14 protein-coding genes are annotated in these 18,228 nt (G+C 67.5%); 9 read left to right on the top strand and 5 right to left on the bottom strand.

Features of this window, described 5'->3' with window-relative positions; all coding sequences use genetic code 11:
• Nucleotides 1–17: 17 nt before the first annotated feature.
• Nucleotides 18–1,031, bottom strand: coding sequence for a zinc-binding alcohol dehydrogenase family protein (locus tag AC07NY_RS13485; protein WP_494584257.1), 1,014 nt, complete (start codon nucleotides 1,029–1,031; stop codon nucleotides 18–20).
• A 99-nt stretch (nucleotides 1,032–1,130) separates the two neighbouring features.
• Here AC07NY_RS13485 and AC07NY_RS13490 point away from each other — a divergent pair, with 99 nt between their 5' ends.
• The gene (locus AC07NY_RS13490; RefSeq protein ID WP_492284349.1) at nucleotides 1,131–1,493 is read left to right on the top strand and encodes a winged helix-turn-helix transcriptional regulator; all 363 of its coding nucleotides are present in this window, start codon (nucleotides 1,131–1,133) and stop codon (nucleotides 1,491–1,493) included.
• A gap of 4 nt (nucleotides 1,494–1,497) precedes the next feature.
• Here AC07NY_RS13490 and AC07NY_RS13495 read toward each other — a convergent pair whose 3' ends face one another.
• From AC07NY_RS13495 to AC07NY_RS13505, 3 genes are read right to left on the bottom strand one after another with little or no spacing between them, the layout of a single operon-like run.
• Nucleotides 1,498–2,376, bottom strand: a complete 879-nt coding sequence (locus AC07NY_RS13495) for a transglutaminase family protein (RefSeq protein WP_494584258.1) — start codon at nucleotides 2,374–2,376, stop codon at nucleotides 1,498–1,500.
• On the bottom strand, nucleotides 2,373–4,895 hold the full coding sequence (locus AC07NY_RS13500) for a circularly permuted type 2 ATP-grasp protein (RefSeq protein WP_494584259.1): 2,523 nt from the start codon (nucleotides 4,893–4,895) through the stop codon (nucleotides 2,373–2,375). The genes AC07NY_RS13495 and AC07NY_RS13500 overlap by 4 nt, the downstream gene beginning before the upstream one ends.
• Before the next feature lie 8 nt (nucleotides 4,896–4,903).
• Nucleotides 4,904–8,305 carry a transglutaminase family protein gene (locus tag AC07NY_RS13505; RefSeq protein ID WP_494584260.1) on the bottom strand — a complete coding sequence of 1,134 codons (3,402 nt, stop codon included), beginning with the start codon at nucleotides 8,303–8,305 and terminating at the stop codon, nucleotides 4,904–4,906.
• 233 nt (nucleotides 8,306–8,538) lie between these two features.
• Here AC07NY_RS13505 and AC07NY_RS13510 point away from each other — a divergent pair, with 233 nt between their 5' ends.
• The 8 genes from AC07NY_RS13510 (at nucleotide 8,539) to eda (ending at nucleotide 16,931) form a co-directional block, all read left to right on the top strand.
• Entirely contained in the window at nucleotides 8,539–10,140 is a 1,602-nt protein-coding gene (locus AC07NY_RS13510) for an ABC transporter substrate-binding protein (protein WP_494584680.1), read from the top strand.
• Nucleotides 10,141–10,294: 154 nt separating this feature from the next.
• Complete coding sequence (locus AC07NY_RS13515; protein WP_494584261.1) at nucleotides 10,295–11,359, top strand: ABC transporter permease; 1,065 nt, start codon at nucleotides 10,295–10,297, stop codon at nucleotides 11,357–11,359.
• A 12-nt stretch (nucleotides 11,360–11,371) separates the two neighbouring features.
• Nucleotides 11,372–12,277 (top strand): nickel transporter permease, encoded by a 906-nt coding sequence (nikC, locus tag AC07NY_RS13520; RefSeq protein ID WP_494584262.1) that lies wholly within the window; start codon nucleotides 11,372–11,374, stop codon nucleotides 12,275–12,277.
• Between the two features lie 4 nt (nucleotides 12,278–12,281).
• Nucleotides 12,282–13,139 (top strand): ABC transporter ATP-binding protein, encoded by an 858-nt coding sequence (locus AC07NY_RS13525; RefSeq protein WP_492284343.1) that lies wholly within the window; start codon nucleotides 12,282–12,284, stop codon nucleotides 13,137–13,139.
• Nucleotides 13,136–13,888 carry an ABC transporter ATP-binding protein gene (locus AC07NY_RS13530; RefSeq protein WP_494584263.1) on the top strand — a complete coding sequence of 251 codons (753 nt, stop codon included), beginning with the start codon at nucleotides 13,136–13,138 and terminating at the stop codon, nucleotides 13,886–13,888. The genes AC07NY_RS13525 and AC07NY_RS13530 overlap by 4 nt, the downstream gene beginning before the upstream one ends.
• A 170-nt stretch (nucleotides 13,889–14,058) precedes the next feature.
• Nucleotides 14,059–15,561 (top strand): glucose-6-phosphate dehydrogenase, encoded by a 1,503-nt coding sequence (zwf, locus tag AC07NY_RS13535; RefSeq protein ID WP_494584264.1) that lies wholly within the window; start codon nucleotides 14,059–14,061, stop codon nucleotides 15,559–15,561.
• On the top strand, nucleotides 15,561–16,247 hold the full coding sequence (gene pgl, locus AC07NY_RS13540) for a 6-phosphogluconolactonase (protein WP_494584265.1): 687 nt from the start codon (nucleotides 15,561–15,563) through the stop codon (nucleotides 16,245–16,247). Before zwf ends, pgl begins: the two co-directional genes overlap by 1 nt.
• A 39-nt stretch (nucleotides 16,248–16,286) precedes the next feature.
• The gene (gene eda, locus AC07NY_RS13545; RefSeq protein ID WP_494584266.1) at nucleotides 16,287–16,931 is read left to right on the top strand and encodes a bifunctional 4-hydroxy-2-oxoglutarate aldolase/2-dehydro-3-deoxy-phosphogluconate aldolase; all 645 of its coding nucleotides are present in this window, start codon (nucleotides 16,287–16,289) and stop codon (nucleotides 16,929–16,931) included.
• Between the two features lie 181 nt (nucleotides 16,932–17,112).
• On the opposite strand, the gene AC07NY_RS13550 is transcribed toward eda, so the two are convergent.
• On the bottom strand, nucleotides 17,113–18,219 hold the full coding sequence (locus AC07NY_RS13550; RefSeq protein WP_494584267.1) for an NAD(P)/FAD-dependent oxidoreductase: 1,107 nt from the start codon (nucleotides 18,217–18,219) through the stop codon (nucleotides 17,113–17,115).
• Between the last annotated feature and the right edge of the window lie 9 nt (nucleotides 18,220–18,228).

The following is an 18,228-nucleotide window of genomic DNA, read 5'->3' on the forward strand; positions in this document are numbered from 1 at the left end:
GGCGCGGCCCTTCTCGTTCAGAAGCCTTCCAGCACGATCTTGCCCTTGGCACGGTTGCTCTCGATCAGCGCATGCGCCCGCTTGAGATTGTTGGCGTTGATCGCGCCGAAATGCTCGGCCAGCGTCGTGCGGATCTTGCCTTCGTCGACAAGCCGCGAAACCTCCGCCAGCAGCTTGCCCTGCTCGCCCATGTCGGCGGTCTTGAACAGCGAGCGGGTGAACATCAGCTCCCAATGCAGGGAGAGGCTCTTGCGCTTCAATGGATTGGCGTCGAGCACCTTCGGATCGTCGATCAGGCCGAACCGCCCCTGCGGCGCCATGAGTTCGACGATGCCCTCCAGATGGGTGTCGGTATGCGTGGTCGAGAAGACGAAGGCAGGCGCGCCGATGCCGAGCGCCGCGATCTGAGCGGGCAGCGGCTTGGTGTGGTCGATCACATGGTGTGCGCCGAGTTCCTGCGCCCAGGCGCGGGTCTCGGGCCGTGAGGCCGTGGCGATCACCGTGACATCGGTGAGCTGGCGCGCGAGCTGGATCGCGATCGAGCCGACGCCGCCCGCGCCGCCGATGACCAGCAAGGCATGCGCCGCGCCCGGCACCGGCTTGCGGATGTCGAGCCGGTCGAACAGCATTTCCCAAGCGGTGATCGCGGTCAGCGGCAAGGCGGCGGCTTCCGCGAAGCCGAGGCTCTTAGGCTTGGGGCCGACGATGCGCTCGTCGACGAGATGGAATTCCGCATTCGAGCCCGGCCGGTCGATGGCCCCGGCATAAAAGACGGCATCGCCCGGCTTGAACCCGGTCACCTCCGGCCCCACCGCCTTGACGATTCCGGCCGCATCCCAGCCGAGGACGCTCGTCTGGCCTTCGGCCGGCTGGCTGCGGACCCGGATCTTGGTATCGACCGGGTTGACCGAGACCGCCTTGACCTCGACCAGCAGGTCGCGTCCGGTGGCCTTCGGCTCGGGCAGGTCGAGATCGATCAGGCTGGTCTCGGCGGTGATGGGTTGCGACTGGCGGTATCCGACGGCGCGCATGGCGGCTCTCCTGCATTGCGATGCAGCCGAGATGCGCATAACCTTCAAGACACGCAAGAACGCACAATTTCAGCCTATAGTGTCGAAAAGGATACCGTCATGCCGCCGCGCTTCCAGGAGCCTTATTGCTCGGCCGGCTGCCCCGTCGAGGCGGCGCTCGGCCTGATCGGCGGCAAGTGGAAGGGCATCGCGCTCTATCACCTGATGGGCGGGACCTTGCGCTTCAACGAGATCCGCCGGCGCATTCCGGGCGTAACCCAGCGCATGCTGACCACGCAGTTGCGCGAGCTGGAGGCCGACGGCCTGATCGTGCGCGTCGTCTATCCCGAGGTGCCGCCACGCGTCGAGTACAGTCTCTCGGCCAAGGGGCGGACGCTGGAGCCTGTGATCATGGCGCTGAAGAACTGGGGCGAGGCGCATGCCCGCTCGCCACAGCCCCAAGCGGCGGAGGCGGCGGCCTGAAGGCTTAGCCGACCGGCACCACGTCGACGGCGACGCCGACTTTCTGCGTGCCCGGCCCGATCACCACGCCGTCGAGCGGGGCGACATCGGCATAGTCGCGGCCGAAGGCGGTGACGATATGGTCGTCCGCGACGATCAGGTCATTGGTCGGGTCGAGCCCGACCCAGCCGATCTCGGGGCCGCACCACAGCATCGCCCAGGCATGGCTGGCATCGGCGCCTTCGAGCCGCTTCTGGCCGGGCGGCGGGATGGTGCGGATATAGCCGGAGACATAGGCGGCGGGCAGGCCGAGCCCCCTGAGACCAGCGATCATGATATGCGCGAAATCCTGGCAGACGCCGTGGCGCTGGTCGAAAGCCTCGGCCAGCGGCGTCGTCACCTCAGTCGCCTCAGGATCGTAGGTGAAGTCACGCCTGATCCGGGCCATCAGGTCGCAGGCCGCTTCCAGCACGGGGTGGCCGGCGTCGAAGCTCGTCCGCGCATAGTCGATCACGGCAGGAACATGCGGCACGAGCCGGCTCGGATAGAGGTGATGCGCTGGCGAATCCGGCTGGAGGCTCCGGGAATCGAGCGCCAGCGCCGCGACATCCTCCCAGTTCCGCGTCAGCCCGGCATGGGGCGGCGGCGGCCGGTCGACCTCGATCCGCGCCCGCATCTCGAGCTTGAGCTCGCGATGCGGCTTGGTGATGGTGATCGTGGTCATGTGGTTGCCGAAGAAGCAGAGCCCGTCATTACGCTCGGCCGGGCGCGGCGTGATCAGCAATTCGCTCTTCAGCACGCGCTGGCCCGCCCCGTCGCGCGGCAGCAAGCGCAGGATGCAGCGGGAAAAGGGCACCGGCCGGCTATAGCCGTAGGTGGTGACGTGGCGCAGCTCGTAAATCACGCGATGCTCGTCATCCGCGAGCCTTCGGGGCCGCTGTTCTGCAGGAAATAGCGGTCGGCGATCGCGCCCGAGAGCCCCATCAGCAACTGTTCGAACAGCAGGATGCTGGTCCGGTCGAGCCGGCTCGCCTCCATCGTCCGGCAATCGGCCGCGAGCCGCAGCACCAGCCGGCGCGGCGCCTCCAGCATGCCGTCATCGGTCAGCGTCGGCAGGTTGGCGATCTCGGTGTCGAGCCGCTCGACCTGGAAGGCGACGGAGCGCGGGTTGTAGGGGTCGAGCATGACGAGATCGAGCACCGGCTGCAGGCTGGCGCCGAGCAGGTAGCGCGAGCGGTAGGTGATCTGCGAATCCGTCAGGTCGAGCAGGGCGTCGAGGTTGTCGCTGGAGGCGTTGCTGTCGGCGAGTTGCCGGGCGAAGCGACAGGTCGCGATGCCCCGCTCCAGGCGCCGGCCGATATCGAGGAAACGCCAGCCATTGCCGCGCACCATGTTCTCCTGGCCGAGGCCGGAGAAGGCGGCGAGCGATTTCAGCGCGCGGTCGGCGATCTCATAGGCCTCGCCCTCGCTCGGCTTGCGCCCATCCTCCGGGGCGAGCTGGTGCTGGAGGTCGCCGAACAGGCGCCAGGCATCGACGGAAAGGCGCTCGCGGATGACCGAGGCGGTGCGCCGGGCTTCGCGCAGCGAGGCAGCGGCCGAGCCGTAATCGTCGAGGCTGTAGAGCGCGGCATAGGCCTGTGCCGCCGGCGTCCGCTTCTCCTGTCCTCCCGGAGCCGCGCCCCAGGCGACCAGCATGCCGGCAAGCTGGCGCACGGCGTCGTTGCGCCCCGGCGCCGGGTCCGGATCGATCAGGCGGCCAAGCAGCGCGCGTACCAGCCGCAGGATCGCCTCGCCGCGCTCCAGGTAGCGCCCGAGCCAGAACAGGTTGTCGGCGGCACGGCTCGGCAGGGTGCCGGTGACGCGGCGGATGCTGATCCGGTCCGGCGTCGGCAGCAGGCTGACCTGCGCGACCGGCTCCTCCGAGGTGACCCAGACATCGCTGGAGCGCACGCCGTTTCGCATGCTGACCGCCCGTGCGTCGGGCTCGTCGGAAATGCGGCAGAAACCGCCGGGCATGACTTTCCAGCCCTCGGGCGTCGCGGCGGCGAAGACGCGCAGCGTCATCGGATGCGGCTCGAGCCGGCCGTTCTGGAAAACCGGCATGGTCGAAAGCCTGACGACCTCCTGCCCGACATAGTCCATGCCGCGCGCTTCGATGCGCTGACGCAGGGCCGCGCGTTCTGCCTCCGGCAACTCCCCGGCGACGACCTGAGTCGTGTCGATGCCATTGCCGGCGCCACGGAAGGCCGGCGCGATGCTCATCTCGCCGAGCCGGTCGAGCACGGTCTGGCGTTCCTGCGGCTGTCCGCACCACCAGGTCGCGATATTCGGCAGGATCAGGTCCTGTCCGAGCACGTGCCGGGCAAGTGCCGGCAGGAAACCCATCAGGGCGTGCGCCTCGACGACCCCGGAGCCGAGCCCGTTGGCGACATGGACCTGCCCCTGCCGGACAGCCTCGACCAGCCCGGCGACGCCGAGCGCCGAGCCGGAATTGAGCTCCAGCGGATCGGCGAAATCGCCGTCGATGCGCCGCCAGATCACGTCGGCGCGCTTCAGGCCGGCGATGGTGCGCACATGCACCCGGCCTTCGCGCATCAGGAGGTCGCCGCCCTCGACGAGCAGGAAACCGAGATAGCGCGCGAGATAGGCCTGCTCGAAATAGCTTTCGTTGAGTGGGCCGGGCGTCAGCAGGGCGATGCGCGGCTCGACCCGCTTCGAGCGTGTGACCAGACCCGCGCGGAAGCTCTGGAAGAAGGCCGCCAGCCGCTCGATGTTCATGCTGCGGAACATGTCGGGGAAGGCGCGGGCCAGTGCCAGCCGGTTCTCCAGCGCATAGCCGGTGCCGGACGGGGCCTGCGTCCGATCCTGCAGCACCCACCAGCGCCCATCCGGGCCACGTCCGAGATCGGCGGCATAGAGCTGCAGCGTGCCGCCCCCGGCAATCCCGTGCAGCGGGCGCAGGTAATCGGGGCTGCCGGTGACGACGGCGGCCGGCAGATGGCCCTCCGCGATCAGCTCGCCCGGCCCGTAGATGTCGTCGAGCACGGTCGAGAGCAGCTCGGCGCGCTGCGTCACGCCGGCCGCGATGACCTGCCATTCCGCCTCGGGAATGACGAGCGGCACATGCGAGAGCGGCCAGGCCCGTTCGCCGACGCCGGGGTCGCGCTCGTCGATATCGCCATGGACGCGATAGGAGACGCCGGTATCGCGGACATGCCGGTCGGCGAGCCCGAAGCGCTGGGTCAGCTCGGAGGGCGACAGCGCGCACCATCCCGACAGGAACGGCTCCCAATGCGGGCGCACGTCGCCGTTCTCGTCGATGAACTCATCGAAGACGCCCGGCAGCGGGCGATAGCCGGCGAGCAGCGATGCACGCCGCTCGGCCTTGCTGCGTCCCGATCGGGTGCGGCCCTGCACCGACATGCTTCGCGTCAGATCCCTGTCGGGCGCCTCAGATCCAGCGTGAGCGGGAATTCGGCGCTGCGTTCCTCCGGCGGAATCGCCAGAGGGCCGGGACTATGACCGATCGCCTCGAAACGTGCGAGCCGTCTCGCCTCCGCCTCGTAGGAATTGACCGGGGGTGTCTCGTAATTGCGACCCCCGGGATGGGCGACGTGGTAGACGCAACCGCCGAGCGAGCGGCCGGACCAGAGATCGACGATGTCGAAGGTCAGGGGCGCATGCACGGGGATCGTCGGATGCAGGCCGGACGCCGGCTGCCAGGCCTTGAAGCGCACGGCCGCGACGGACTCTCCCGAGACGCCGGTCTGTGTCATCGGCAGGCGCCGGCCGTTGCAGGTTATCAGGTGGCGGCCAGGCACCAGCCCGGTCGCCTTGACCTGCAAGCGCTCGATCGAGGAATCGACATAGCGCACCGTGCCGCCGATCGCGCCTTCCTCGCCCATGACATGCCAGGGTTCGAGAGCCTGCCGGATCTCGATCTCGACGCCGCCATGCGCGACCTTGCCGAAGAACGGGAAGCGGAACTCGGCCTGCGCCTCGAACCAGACGGGATCGAAGGCGTAGCCGGCGCGCTGGAGGTCACTGAGGACGTCCTTGAAGTCCTGCCAGACCATCTCCGGCAGCATGAAGCGGTCATGCAGGGCGGTGCCCCACCGGACCAGCTTGCCCTCCAGCGGCTCGCGCCAGAACCAGGCGATCAGCGCGCGCAGCAGCAATTGCTGGGCGAGCGACATCCGCGAATCCGGCGGCATCTCGAAGCCGCGGAACTCGACGAGCCCGAGCCGCCCGGTCGGCCCATCAGGCGAATAGAGCTTGTCGATGCAGATCTCGGTGCGATGCGTGTTGCCGGAGACGTCGACCAGGAGGTTGCGGAATAGCCGGTCGACCAGCCAGAGCGGGATCGGCGCCTCGCCGGGCTTGGGCACCTGCGCCAGCGCGATCTCCAGCTCGTAGAGCCCATCCTGCCGGGCTTCGTCGATGCGCGGCGCCTGGCTGGTTGGGCCGATGAACAGCCCGGAGAACAGGTAGGACAGCGACGGATGCCGGTTCCAGTAGAGGATGATGCTCTTGAGCAGGTCCGGCCGGCGCAGGAAGGGCGAGTCGGCCGGCGTCACGCCGCCGAGCACGACATGGTTGCCGCCGCCCGTGCCGGTATGGCGGCCGTCGACCATGAACTTCTCGGCGCAGAGCCGGGCCAGCCGCGCCTCCTCGTAGACGCCCTGGGTGATCGCTGCAGCCTCGCGCCAGTCCGTCGCCGGGTGGATATTGACCTCGATCACGCCGGGATCGGGCGTGACCTTGATCACGTCGAGGCGGGGATCGAAGGGCGGCGCATAGCCCTCGATATGCACGGGCTGGCCGAGTTCCTCCGCCACCGCCTCGACCGAGGCGACGAGGTCGAGATAATCCTCCAGCCGTTCGACCGGCGGCAGGAAGATGCAGAGCACGTTGTCGCGAATTTCGAGGCTGAGCGCCGTGCGGACATGATCGCCGCCGATCTCCTGCTCGCGCCGGTCCTGGACCGGCCCTGCCGCGGCAGATGCCCCGATGCTCATCTGAGCCGGGCCGGGCCGCTCCTCCGTGGAGGCTGGCTCTGTCGGCCGCGCCTCGGGATGGTCGGTCCAGCTTGCCCCGGCCGGCCCACCTGCCGCCAGCGGCGGGCGTGGCTCCATCGGGTCCTGCGGATGAATATGTGGGTATTCGGCCTTGGGCACGACCGGCAGCGAGCCCAGCGGCAAACGGTAGCCGACCGGCGAGTCGCCCGGCACGAGGAAGAGCTTGCCACGGCGCAGCTTCCATTTCTCCGAGCGCCAGCGGCGGTCGCTCGCACCGGCCTGCCAGCGCTGCACCGGGATGACATAGCCGCGCGGATTGCCGAGGCCGAGCTCGAAGACGCGCGCCATCCGCGAGCGCTCCTCCGGATCGGAGAGGCGCGAATCGAGCGGGTCGACATTGTCGGGAAGCTGCGCCTCCTTGAGCAGCCAGACGCCGGTATCCTCATAGGCCGGCATCACGTAATCGGCGCCGAGCCCGAGCTTCTCGGAGAGCCCTTGCGCCAAGGCCTCGGCATCGCGGATGGTCGCCGCGACCTCAAGCTCGCGGTCGCCACCGGTCTGCGCCTCCGGCTCGCGGGCGATGAGGTCGGCATTGCGCCAGATCGGCTCGCCGTCGCGGCGCCAATACAAGGCGAAGGCCCAGCGCGGCAGGGTTTCGCCCGGATACCATTTGCCCTGGCCGTAATGCAGCATCCCGCCCGGCGCGAAACGCTGGCGCAGGCGCCGGATCAGCGTATCGGCACGCTGGCGCTTGGTCGGCCCGACAGCGGCGATGTTCCATTCCGCGCCGGTCTGGTCGTCGATCGAGACGAAGGTCGGCTCGCCGCCCATGGTGAGGCGGACATCCTGCGCCTGCAGGTCGGCCTCGACCTTGCCGCCGAGCGCATCGAGTTCACCCCATGACGCATCGGAGAAGGGCAGGGTGATGCGCGGCACCTCATGCACGCGCGTCACACTCATCTGGAAGTCGAAGGTCGTCTCGGCATAGCTCGCCACACCCGAGACCGGCGCGGCCGCGCGATAATGCGCCGTCGCCGCCAGCGGCAGGTGGCCCTCACCGGTGAGCAGGCCGGAGGTCGGGTCGAGCCCGACCCAGCCCGCGCCGGGAATGTAGACCTCGGCCCAGGCATGCAGGTCGGTGAAGTCCTTGTCGGTCCCGCGCGGGCCTTCGAGCGGATCGATATCCGCCTTCATCTGGATCAGGTAGCCGGAGACGAAGCGCGCCGCGAGGCCGAGATGCCGGAGCGCCTGGACCAGCAGCCAGCTCGTGTCGCGGCAGGAGCCGGACCCGATCGACAGCGTATGCTCCGGCTCCTGCACGCCGGGCTCCATGCGTATGCCGTAGGCAATGCGCTGCTGTAGGCGGGCATTGAGGTCGACGATGAAATTGACCGTGTTCATCGGCTCGCGCGGCAGTTCGGCGAGGAAGGCCGAGAGCAGCGGCCCTGCGGGTTCCTTCACCAGATAGGGCGCGAGCTCCTCGGTCTGCTCTTGCGTATAGGCGAAGGGGAAGGTCTCGGCCTGCGCCTCGACGAAGAAGTCGAACGGGTTGATGATCGACAATTCGGTGACGACGTCGACCTCGATCCGGAACTCCATCACCGGTTCCGGGAAGACATAGCGCGCCAGCCAGTTGCCGGCCGGGTCCTGCTGCCAGTTCACGAAATGCTGCGCCGGCGTCACCTTCAGCGAGTAGCTTTCGATCCCGGCCCGGCAATGCGGCGCCGGCCGCAGGCGCACGATCTGCGGCCCCAGCGTGACCGGCCGGTCGTAGCGGTAATGCGTGACATGGTTCAGCGCGGCGATGATGGCCAAGTTTCGCCCCCTAGTCTGAGGCGATAGCCGCCTGCAACGTCAGGTTAGCGAGGCGGCCGGCATGCGCAAGGCAATCTCAGGACGGTATGGCGCGACTGCCCGGCATCCCTGCTCAACAGATGTGCAAAATGCGCCGTTCCGCCCGTTGCATCGCCGTTCGTTGACTGGACAGTCGCGATGGACTGGTTGCAGATAGCGCCCAACGGGCGGCCATCGCCCGCGCAACACGAATGATGGGGAATCCGATGCGTCACGTAGCCAAATTGATGGCGGTTTCGGCCTTTGCCGCCCTGATGTCGACGACGGCCTTCGCGCAGACGCCGAAGGACACCGTCGTGATGGCCAAGCAGATCGACGACATCATCACGCTCGATCCGGCCGAGGCTTTCGAGTTCTCGGGCGTCGAAGTCGGCGCGAATGTCTACGACAAGCTGATCAACATCGACATTTCCAAGAATAACGAGCTGATTCCGGATCTCGCCGAGAGCTGGAGCGTCAGCCCCGACAACCTGACCTACACCTTCAAGCTGCGCAAAGGCGTCAAGTTCCACTCGGGCAACCCGGTAACGGCCGCCGACGTGGTCTATTCCTTCCAGCGGGCGGTCACGCTCAACAAGTCGCCGGGCTTCATCCTGCGCCAGTTCGGCTTCGTCGCCGAGAACGTGCTCGACAAGGTCAAGGCCGTCGACGAGAACACCATTCAGATCACGGTCTCGAAGCCCTACGCCCCGACCTTCTTCTATAACTGCCTGACCTCCGGCGTCGCCGCCATCGTCGACTCGAAGCTGGTCAAGGCCAACGAGAAGGACGGCGACTGGGGCAATGGCTGGCTGAAGCTGAACTCGGCCGGCTCCGGCGCCTACAAGGTCCGCAGCTATCGCCCGAACGAGCAGTACACGCTCGACGCCAACGAGAGCTGGTACAGGGGCGCGCCGAAGAGCAAGCGCATCGTCGTGCGCCATGTCGCCGAGCCGGCCTCGCAGCGCCTCCTCGTCGAGAAGGGTGACGTCGATATCGCCCGCAACCTCTCCAAGGACCAGCTCACGGCGGTCAAGGGCAACGACGCGCTCAAGATCGTCCAGGGCGACAAGGGCTACATCCTCTATCTCGGCCTGAACCAGAAGAACCCGAACCTGGCGAAGCCCGAGGTCCGCGAGGCGCTGAAGCTCCTAGTCGATTACGCCTCGATCGAGAAGAACATCCTCGAAGGCACCTACAAGGGCCACGAGTCCTTCCTGCCGCAGGGCTTCCTTGGCGCGATCTCGGACAAGCCCTACCAGCTCAACGTCGCCAAGGCGAAGGAGCTGCTCGCCAAGGCCGGCCTCAGCAACGGCTTCACCGTCACCATGGACACCCGCTCGATCTCGCCGATCACTGATATCGCGCAGGCGATCCAGGCGACCTGGGCCCAGGCCGGCGTCAAGCTGGAGATCATCCCCGGCGACGGCAAGCAGACCCTGACCAAGTACCGCGCCCGCACCCACGACATCTATATCGGCCAGTGGGGCCCGGACTATCTCGACCCGCACACCAATGCCGAAACCTTCGCCATCAACGAGGACAATGGCGAGGAAGCGAAGTCGAAGACGCTGGCCTGGCGCAATGCCTGGAACATTCCGGACATGACCAAGGTCACCCAGAGCGCCGTGCTGGAAGCCGATGCGAGCAAGCGCAAGACCACCTATGAGGGTCTGCAGCGCGACCACCAGAAGGTCTCGCCCTTCGTCATCATGTTCCAGCAGATCGAGGTCTCGGCCGAGCGCAAGAACGTGAACGGCTGGGTCATCGGACCGAGCTCGGACACCAACCGCTACGCCACCATCGTCAAGAACTGAGCCTTCCGGCTCAGGAGCCCGCCGCGATCCCGAAAGGTCGCGGCGGGCTTCCTTTCATGCTCATCCCGGACATGGCCTGGATTCTGGCGCAGCGCGAAACGCCTGCAGCCATTCCCGGCGCTCCGACGAAAAACACTGGAAATGGAGGCGGGTCATGACAGCCGTGACGCAAGCTCCCACAGGCAAGGCCGCCGCGCCGGGCAGGCTGCGGCGCTGGAGCCGCGCGCTCTCGCGCGAGCTGACGACCGTGGTCATCACCATGTTCGGCCTGCTGCTGGTCACCTTCTTCATCGCCCGCGTCATCCCGATCGACCCGGTGCTCGCCGTCGTCGGCGACAACGCCAAGCCCGAGACCTATGAGGCGGCGCGCATCGAGCTCGGCCTCGACAAGCCGCTCTGGCAGCAATTCGCCATCTATATCGGCAAGGTCTTCACCGGGAATCTCGGCACCTCCGTGCTGACCTCGAACCCGGTCACCGAGGATATCAAGCGCGTCTTCCCCGCGACGCTGGAGCTGGCCACGCTCGGCACGCTGATCGGCGTCCTCATCGGCGTGCCGCTCGGCATCCTCGCCGCCGTCAACCAGGGCCGCTGGCAGGATCAGGTCGCCCGCGTCGTCGGCCTCGTCGGCTATTCCGTCCCGGTCTTCTGGATCGGCCTGATGGCGCTGCTGCTGTTCTACGCCAAGCTCGGCTGGGTCTCCGGCCCGGGCCGCATCTCGGTGGTCTGGCAGGACATCGTCACCACCCGCACCGGCGTCATCATGATCGACGCGGCGCTGGAGGGCGAATGGGAGGCGTTCTGGGATGCCTTCTCGCATCTGATCCTGCCGGCTTTGGTGCTCGGCCTGCTCTCCGTCGCCTATATCAGCCGCATGACGCGCAGCTTCATGATCACCGAGCTGCAGCAGCAATACGTCATCGCCGCCCGCGTGAAGGGCGTCTCCGAGACGGCCGTGATCTGGCGCCACGCGCTGCGCAACGCCGCCGTGCCGCTCTTCACCGTGATCGCGCTCTCCTACATGCATCTGCTGGAGGGCTCGGTGCTGACCGAGACGATCTTCGCCTGGCCGGGCCTCGGCCGCTATCTCACCAACGCCCTGCTCAACGCCGACATGAACGCCGTGCTCGGCGGCACGCTGGTGGTCGGCGTCGTCTTCATCGCGGTCAATCTCCTGACCGACATCATCGGCCGTCTGGCCGATCCGCGCGTGCGCTGAGGAGGCGGACCCATGAGCGATACCTCCTCCACCGGCCTGCATGCCTGGCTGATCAGCGACTCGCCTGAGTCGCGCCGCCAGGCCCGTCTCGGCCAGCTCTACCGGCAATGGCTCGCCTTCAAGCGCAACCCGATGGCGGTGGCGGGCCTCGCCATCATCGTCCTGCTCTTGCTGATCGCCGCCTTCGCGCCCCTGATCGCGCCTTTCGATCCGCTCGCGCAGGCGCTCGACAAGCGGCTCCTGCCGCCGTCTGCGACCAACTGGTTCGGCACCGATGCGCTCGGCCGCGACATCTTCAGCCGAATCGTCTACGGCACGCGGATCACGCTGGTCATCGTGCTGCTGGTCGTCGTCACGGTCGGTCCCTTCGGGCTGCTGATCGGCGCGATCTCCGGCTATTACGGCGGCTGGGTCGACCGTCTGCTGATGCGCATCACCGACGTCTTCCTGGCCTTTCCGCGCCTCGTGCTGGCGCTGGCCTTCGTCGCGGCGCTCGGCCCCGGCATCGTCAACGCCATCATCGCCATCGCGATCACGACCTGGCCGCCTTATGCCCGCGTCGCCCGCGCCGAGACTATGGTGATCCGCAACCAGGATTACATCGCTGCGATGCGCCTGCAGGGCGCCTCGCAGGCCCGCATCATCTGGAAGCATGTCGTGCCGATGTGCATGTCCTCGCTGATCGTGCGCACCACCTTCGACATGGCCGGCATTATCCTGACCGCCGCCGGCCTCGGCTTCCTCGGCCTGGGCGCGCAGCCGCCGATGCCGGAATGGGGCGCGATGATCTCGGCCGGCCGCGAGCAGATCTTCGACCAGTGGTGGGTCGCGACCTTCCCGGGCATCGCGATCTGCATCGTCGCGCTCGGCTTCAATCTGCTCGGCGACGGGCTCCGCGACGTCATGGATGCGAGGTAAGCCGATGACGAGCGAGCAGCCCCTTCTCGAAGTCGACAATCTCAAGGTCGACTTCCACACCCCGACCGGCATCGTCCGGGCCGTGCGCGGCCTCTCCTTCACGCTCGGCCGCGAGCGGCTTGGCATCGTCGGCGAGTCCGGCTCGGGCAAGTCGATGACCGGCCGCGCCATCCTCGACCTGATCCCGCATCCGGGCGTCGTCAGCGCCGACCGCATGCGCTTCCGTGGTCAGGACCTGACGGCGATGGACAAGGGCGCACGCCGCAAGCTCCGCGGCCGCCATATCTCGATGGTGATGCAGGACCCGAAATTCTCGTTGAATCCGGTCGAGACCGTCGGCAGCCAGATCGCCGAGGCCTATCGCATCCACCGCAAGGCCGGCTCGCGGGAGGCGCGCGAGCGCAGCCTCGCCATGTTGGAGCAGGTGCAGATCCGCGAGCCCGCCCGCGTCTACGACCTCTACCCGCACGAGGTCTCGGGCGGCATGGGCCAGCGCGTCATGATCGCGATGATGCTGATCGCCGAGCCCGAAGTCCTGATCGCCGACGAGCCGACCTCGGCTCTCGACGTTACCGTCCAGCTCCAGATCCTCAAGATCCTCGACGATCTCGTCACCGAGCGCGGGATGGGGCTGATCTTCATCAGCCACGACCTGCATCTGGTGCAGTCCTTCTGCGACCGCGTCATCGTGATGTATGGCGGCAAGGTCATGGAGACGCTGCCGGCGGCTGAGCTTGCCGATGAGGCCGCGCGCAGCCGCCGCCATCCCTATACGCTCGGCCTGCTCGAATGCCTGCCGGACCTCGACCATCCCCGGGCGAAGCTCGCCACCCTCAACCGTGACCCGGCGTGGCTGGCATGACGAACGCAGCGATCTCCGTCGATAAGCTCAACGTCTCCTTCGGCGACTCCCATGTCGTGAAGGATCTCTCCTTCGAGGTCCGCAAAGGCGAGAGCTACGGCCTCGTCGGCGAGTCCGGCTCGGGCAAGTCGACCGTGCTGCGCGTGCTCTCCGGCCTCAACCGGGAATGGAGCGGCATCGTCACGATCGAGGGCACGGAGCAGCCCAAGGTTCGCGACAAGGTCTTCTATCGCAACGTCCAGATGGTCTTCCAGGACCCCTATGGTTCGCTGCACCCCAAGAAGACGGTCGACGACACGCTGGCCGAGCCGCTCGCGATCCACGGCCTCGACAATGCCGAGGCCCGCATCGGCAAGGCGCTCTCCGATGTCGGCCTGCCGGCCTCGTTCCGCTTCCGCTATCCGCACCAGCTCTCGGGCGGTCAGCGCCAGCGCGTCGCGATCGCGCGAGCCCTCGTGCTCGAACCCTCGATCCTGCTGCTCGACGAGCCGACCTCGGCGCTCGACGTCTCGATCCAGGCGGAGGTGCTGAACCTGCTTGCGGCGCTCAGGCAGGAGCGGAAGCTCACCTATATCCTCGTCAGCCACGACCTCTCGGTCGTAGGCCACATGTGCGAGCGCCTGCTGGTCATGCAGTTCGGCCGTGCGGTCGAGGAGATGACGGTCGAGACGCTGGCCGCGCGCCAGCCGCAGACGGCCTATGCCCAGCAATTGCTGACCGCGAGCGCAGGTTTCCGGCGAGCGGGCTGAACGGCGAGGGGACCGGCCCTGCGCTGTCCCCTCTTTGCAGCGCGGCAAAACCGTCCCACTCTGGACGCAGCCTTGCGCTAGCTGCTTCGTGTCCGGATCGACGTTGGCAGGCCAGCGAAGCTTCGCGCCGGTCCAGCGAACCGGCACCGCCTGACGGAGTTACTGGATTGATGGACGCTATCGTGGACAACGCGCTTCGGCCCGAGACCGCCCCCGAGCGGACGCCGGTCCCGCCCTTCGATCTCGTGATCTTCGGCGCGGGCGGCGATCTCGCCTTGCGCAAGCTCTTCCCGGCGCTGGCCCAGCGCAATCGCGAGGGTGTCCTGCCCGGCGAGAGCCGCATCCTCGCCATCGTCCGCAAGGAGGAGGATGTCGAAGGGCTGCCGAAGCAGATCGCCAAGCGCCTCGACGAGGAGGGCATCCCGAAGGATCAGGTCGAGCCTTTCCTGCGCCGCCTGACCATGGTGATGCTCGATGCGGTGAAGCCCGAAACCTATGGCGCGCTGAAGCAGGCTCTGGGCGAGAGCGAGCGCGTCCGCTCCTTCTACCTCTCGACGCCGCCCGATCTCTTCATCCCGATCTGCGAGAACCTCGCCAAGGCCGAGATCCTGACGCCGACCTCGCGCGTCATCCTGGAAAAGCCGCTCGGCCGCGATCTCGCCTCGGCGCGGGCGATCAACGATGCCGTCGCGCGCATCCTGCCGGAAAGCCGAACCTACCGGATCGACCATTATCTCGGCAAGGAGACGGTGCAGAACCTGCTCGTCCTGCGCTTCGCCAACACGCTGTTCGAGCGCTCATGGTCGAGCCGGGACATCGACCATGTCCAGATCACCGTGGCCGAGACGGTCGGCCTGGAGCAGCGCGCCGGCTATTACGACAAGTCCGGGCATATGCGCGACATGGTCCAGAACCATCTCATGCAGTTGCTGACCCTCTTCGCCATCGAGCCGCCGAACATGCTGGAGGCCGGCGCCGTCCGCGAGGAGAAGATCAAGGTGCTGAAGGCGCTGCGCCCCATCGTCGGGCCGGACGTCCAGCGCTACACCGTGCGCGGCCAGTACGGCGCCGGCCAGATCGACGGCCAGCGCGTGCGCGGCTATTCCGAGGAACTCGGCCACGGTTCGAACACCGAGACCTTCGTCGCCATCCGCTGCGAGGTCGATAACTGGCGCTGGGCCGGCGTGCCGATCTATCTGCGCACCGGCAAGCGCATGGCGCAGCGCTATTCCGAGATCGCCGTCACCTTCAAGCCGGTGCCGCATTCGATCTTCGGCGGTGGCTCCTGCGACAGGCTCGACGCCAACCGCCTCTTCATCCGCCTGCAGCCGAATGACGGCGTGCAGCTCCAGCTCATGATGAAGGTGCCGGGCTCCGGCCGCCTCAAGATCGTGCCGCGCCAGCTCGACCTGCGTTATTCCACCGCCTTCGACGAGCGCACGCCGGACGCCTATGAACGTCTGCTGACCGATGTGATCCGCGGGGACCAGACGCTGTTCATGCATCGCGACGAGGTCGAACAGGCCTGGGCCTGGGTCGACCCGATCATCGCCGGCTGGCAGGACTATTATCCGCATCCGCATCGCTACGCCGCCGGTTCCTGGGGGCCGTCGCAGGCGATCGGCCTGATCGAGCGCGATGGCCGCTCCTGGGCCGATCCGGATCTGGTCTGATGGCCGGCCCGCTCGCCTGGCACCGCTTCGCTACGCTGGCCGACGCTTCCGAAGCGCTGGCGGAGGCGGTCGCGATCCGGCTGAAGGATTTGCTCGCCGGGCAGGGCAGGGCGCTTCTCGCCGTGCCTGGCGGAGCGACCCCGGCTGGTTTCCTCGCCGCGCTCGGCCGGCATGACTTGCCTTGGGAGCAGGTGACATTGCTGCCGACCGACGAGCGCTTCGTCGCGGCCGATGATGCCGCCTCGAACGAGCGTATGATCCGTGCGCAATTCGCGCCGCTCGCGGCAGGGCGCGCCTCGTTCCTATCCTTCCACGAGCATGGCAGCGATATCGAGGCTGCTGCAGCGCTGCTCTGCGCCAAGCTCGCCGAACTGCCCGAGATCGACCTGCTCGTCAGTGGCATGGGCGCGGATGGGCATATCGCCTCGCTCTTTCCGGGCGGGGAGGCCGCCTTCAACGCGGTGCCGGACAGCGGCATCGTCGTCGCCCGCCCGCCGGGTCTGCCGCCGCGCCTGTCGCTTTCGCCCGCCCGCCTGCTCGGCGCCGGCTGGGCAAGCCTGCTCGTCTCCGGCGCTGCCAAGGAAGCCGTGCTCAAGGCCGCTCTGGAGCGCGAGCAGCAGCCATTGCCGGTCGATCTTCTGCTCGGCGGCGCGCGAGGGCTCGACGTCTACTGGGCGAAGGAGTAGAGCCGGATTTCCTGCTCAAATCGATTGAAAGACGAGACCATGGACGAGACTGCCGCGATTGCCCGGTTGAAGAGCTGCGGCGTGATCCCCGTCGTGGTGATCGAGGACGCCTCGCGCGCCGTCGATCTCGCCCATGCGCTGGTCGCCGGCGGCATCGATGTCGTCGAGGTCACGCTGCGCCGCCCGGCCGCGATGGAAGCCCTCGCGGCCATCGCGAAATCGGTGCCGAAGGCCTTGGCGGTTGCCGGCACCGTGGTGACGCCGGCCCAGGCCCAGCAGGTCAAGGATGCCGGGGCGCAGGCCGTGGTCAGCCCTGGCTTCAGCGAGGGCGTCGACGAGGCGTTGCGCAAGGCCGGCCTGCCCTGGCTGCCTGGCGTCGCGACGGCCTCCGACTGCATGCGTGCCGTCGCCGCTGGCCGTACCACCGCGAAATTCTTCCCGGCCGAGCAGGCGGGTGGACCGCCGGCGCTGAAGGCGCTCTCCGGCCCGTTCCCGCAGATGACCTTCTGCCCGACCGGAGGCGTTGGGCTTAAGAACCTCGGTGACTATCTCGCCCTGCCGCAGGTCATCTGCGTCGGCGGCTCCTGGCTGGTGCCGGCGGATGCGATCGCGGCGGGTGATTGGAAGCGGATCGAGACTCTGGCGCGAGAGGCGAAGGAAGCGTTTTTGAAGGCGCGTGCGTAAGGGCCGCGTTGGAAAAGAAGTGAGGCGCGAGGGCGGAAGGGTGTCATCCCGTGCGCGCTGCGGCATGTGAATGCCGCGGAGCAGACACGGGATCGTTCTCAGAAAAAGGCACCTTCTCGTCGCGCGGTCCCGCATCTGCGCAGCAGCACTGTGTGCCGCAGCGCGTGCGGGAAGACACCCTTCACGCAGCGAGCTTCTCGCGCACCATCTCCGCAATCGCCAGCGAACTCGTCAGCCCCGGGCTCTCGATGCCCAGCAGATTGACCAACTCAGCCACCCCATGCACCTCCGGCCCATCGATGCGGAAATCCGGCATCGGCTCGCTTGGCCCGTGCAGCTTCGGGCGGATGCCCGCGTAATCCGCGACCAGCGCGCCATCCGGCAGCCCCGGCCAATAGGTCCGGATCGCCGCGTAGAATTTCTCTGCCCGCGCCGGATCGACCACCAGATCCTGATCGTGCTCGACCCATTCGACATCGGGGCCGAACTTCACCCGCCCGCCCATGTCGATCGTGGCGTGGATGCCGAGACCAGCCGCCTCCGGCACCGGGTAGACGAGATGGCTGAAGGGCTGCTTGCCGGTCAGCGCGAAGTAATTGCCCTTGGCATAGTGCTGCACCGGTACATGCTCACGCGGGAAATCGTCGAGCAGGCCGAGCAGTTTCGGTGCGCCATGGCCAGCCGAATTGACCACAGTACGCACTGAATAGGTCGCCGGATCGTCGCCGCCGAAATCGACGCTGAAGCCGTCCGCCTCGCGCCGCCAGCCGGTGATCGGGGTGTTCAGCGCAAGCGAGCCGCCGGCCGCCTCGCATTCGCCGAGCAGCGACAGCATCAGCGCATGGCTGTCGACCACGCCGGTTTCGGGCGAGATGAGCGCGATCTCGCAGCGCACCTCCGGTTCCATTGCCTTCGCCTCGGCTCCAGAGAGCCAGCGCAGTGTATCGACGCCGGAAGCCTTGGCACGGGCCATGATCGTCTCCAGCGCCGGCTTCTGCGCCTCGGAGGTGGCGACGATCAGCTTGCCGCAGGCCTTATGCGGCAGGCCGCGCTCCCTGAGGTAACGGTAGAGCTTGCTGCGGCCCGCGACGCAGACGCGGGCCTTCAGCGAGCCGGGCGGATAGTAGATCCCGGCATGGATGACCTCGGAATTGCGTGCCGAGGTCTGGGTGCCGATGCCCTCAGTGGCTTCGGCGATGACGACCTCGCGTCCGGCCAGCGCCAGTTCGCGGGCAACCGCGAGGCCGACGGCGCCGGCCCCGATCACCAGACAATCGATGTCGCTCATCGCCTCGCC

It is taken from the genome of Allobosea sp. GW821-FHT09G06 (assembly GCF_059416005.1).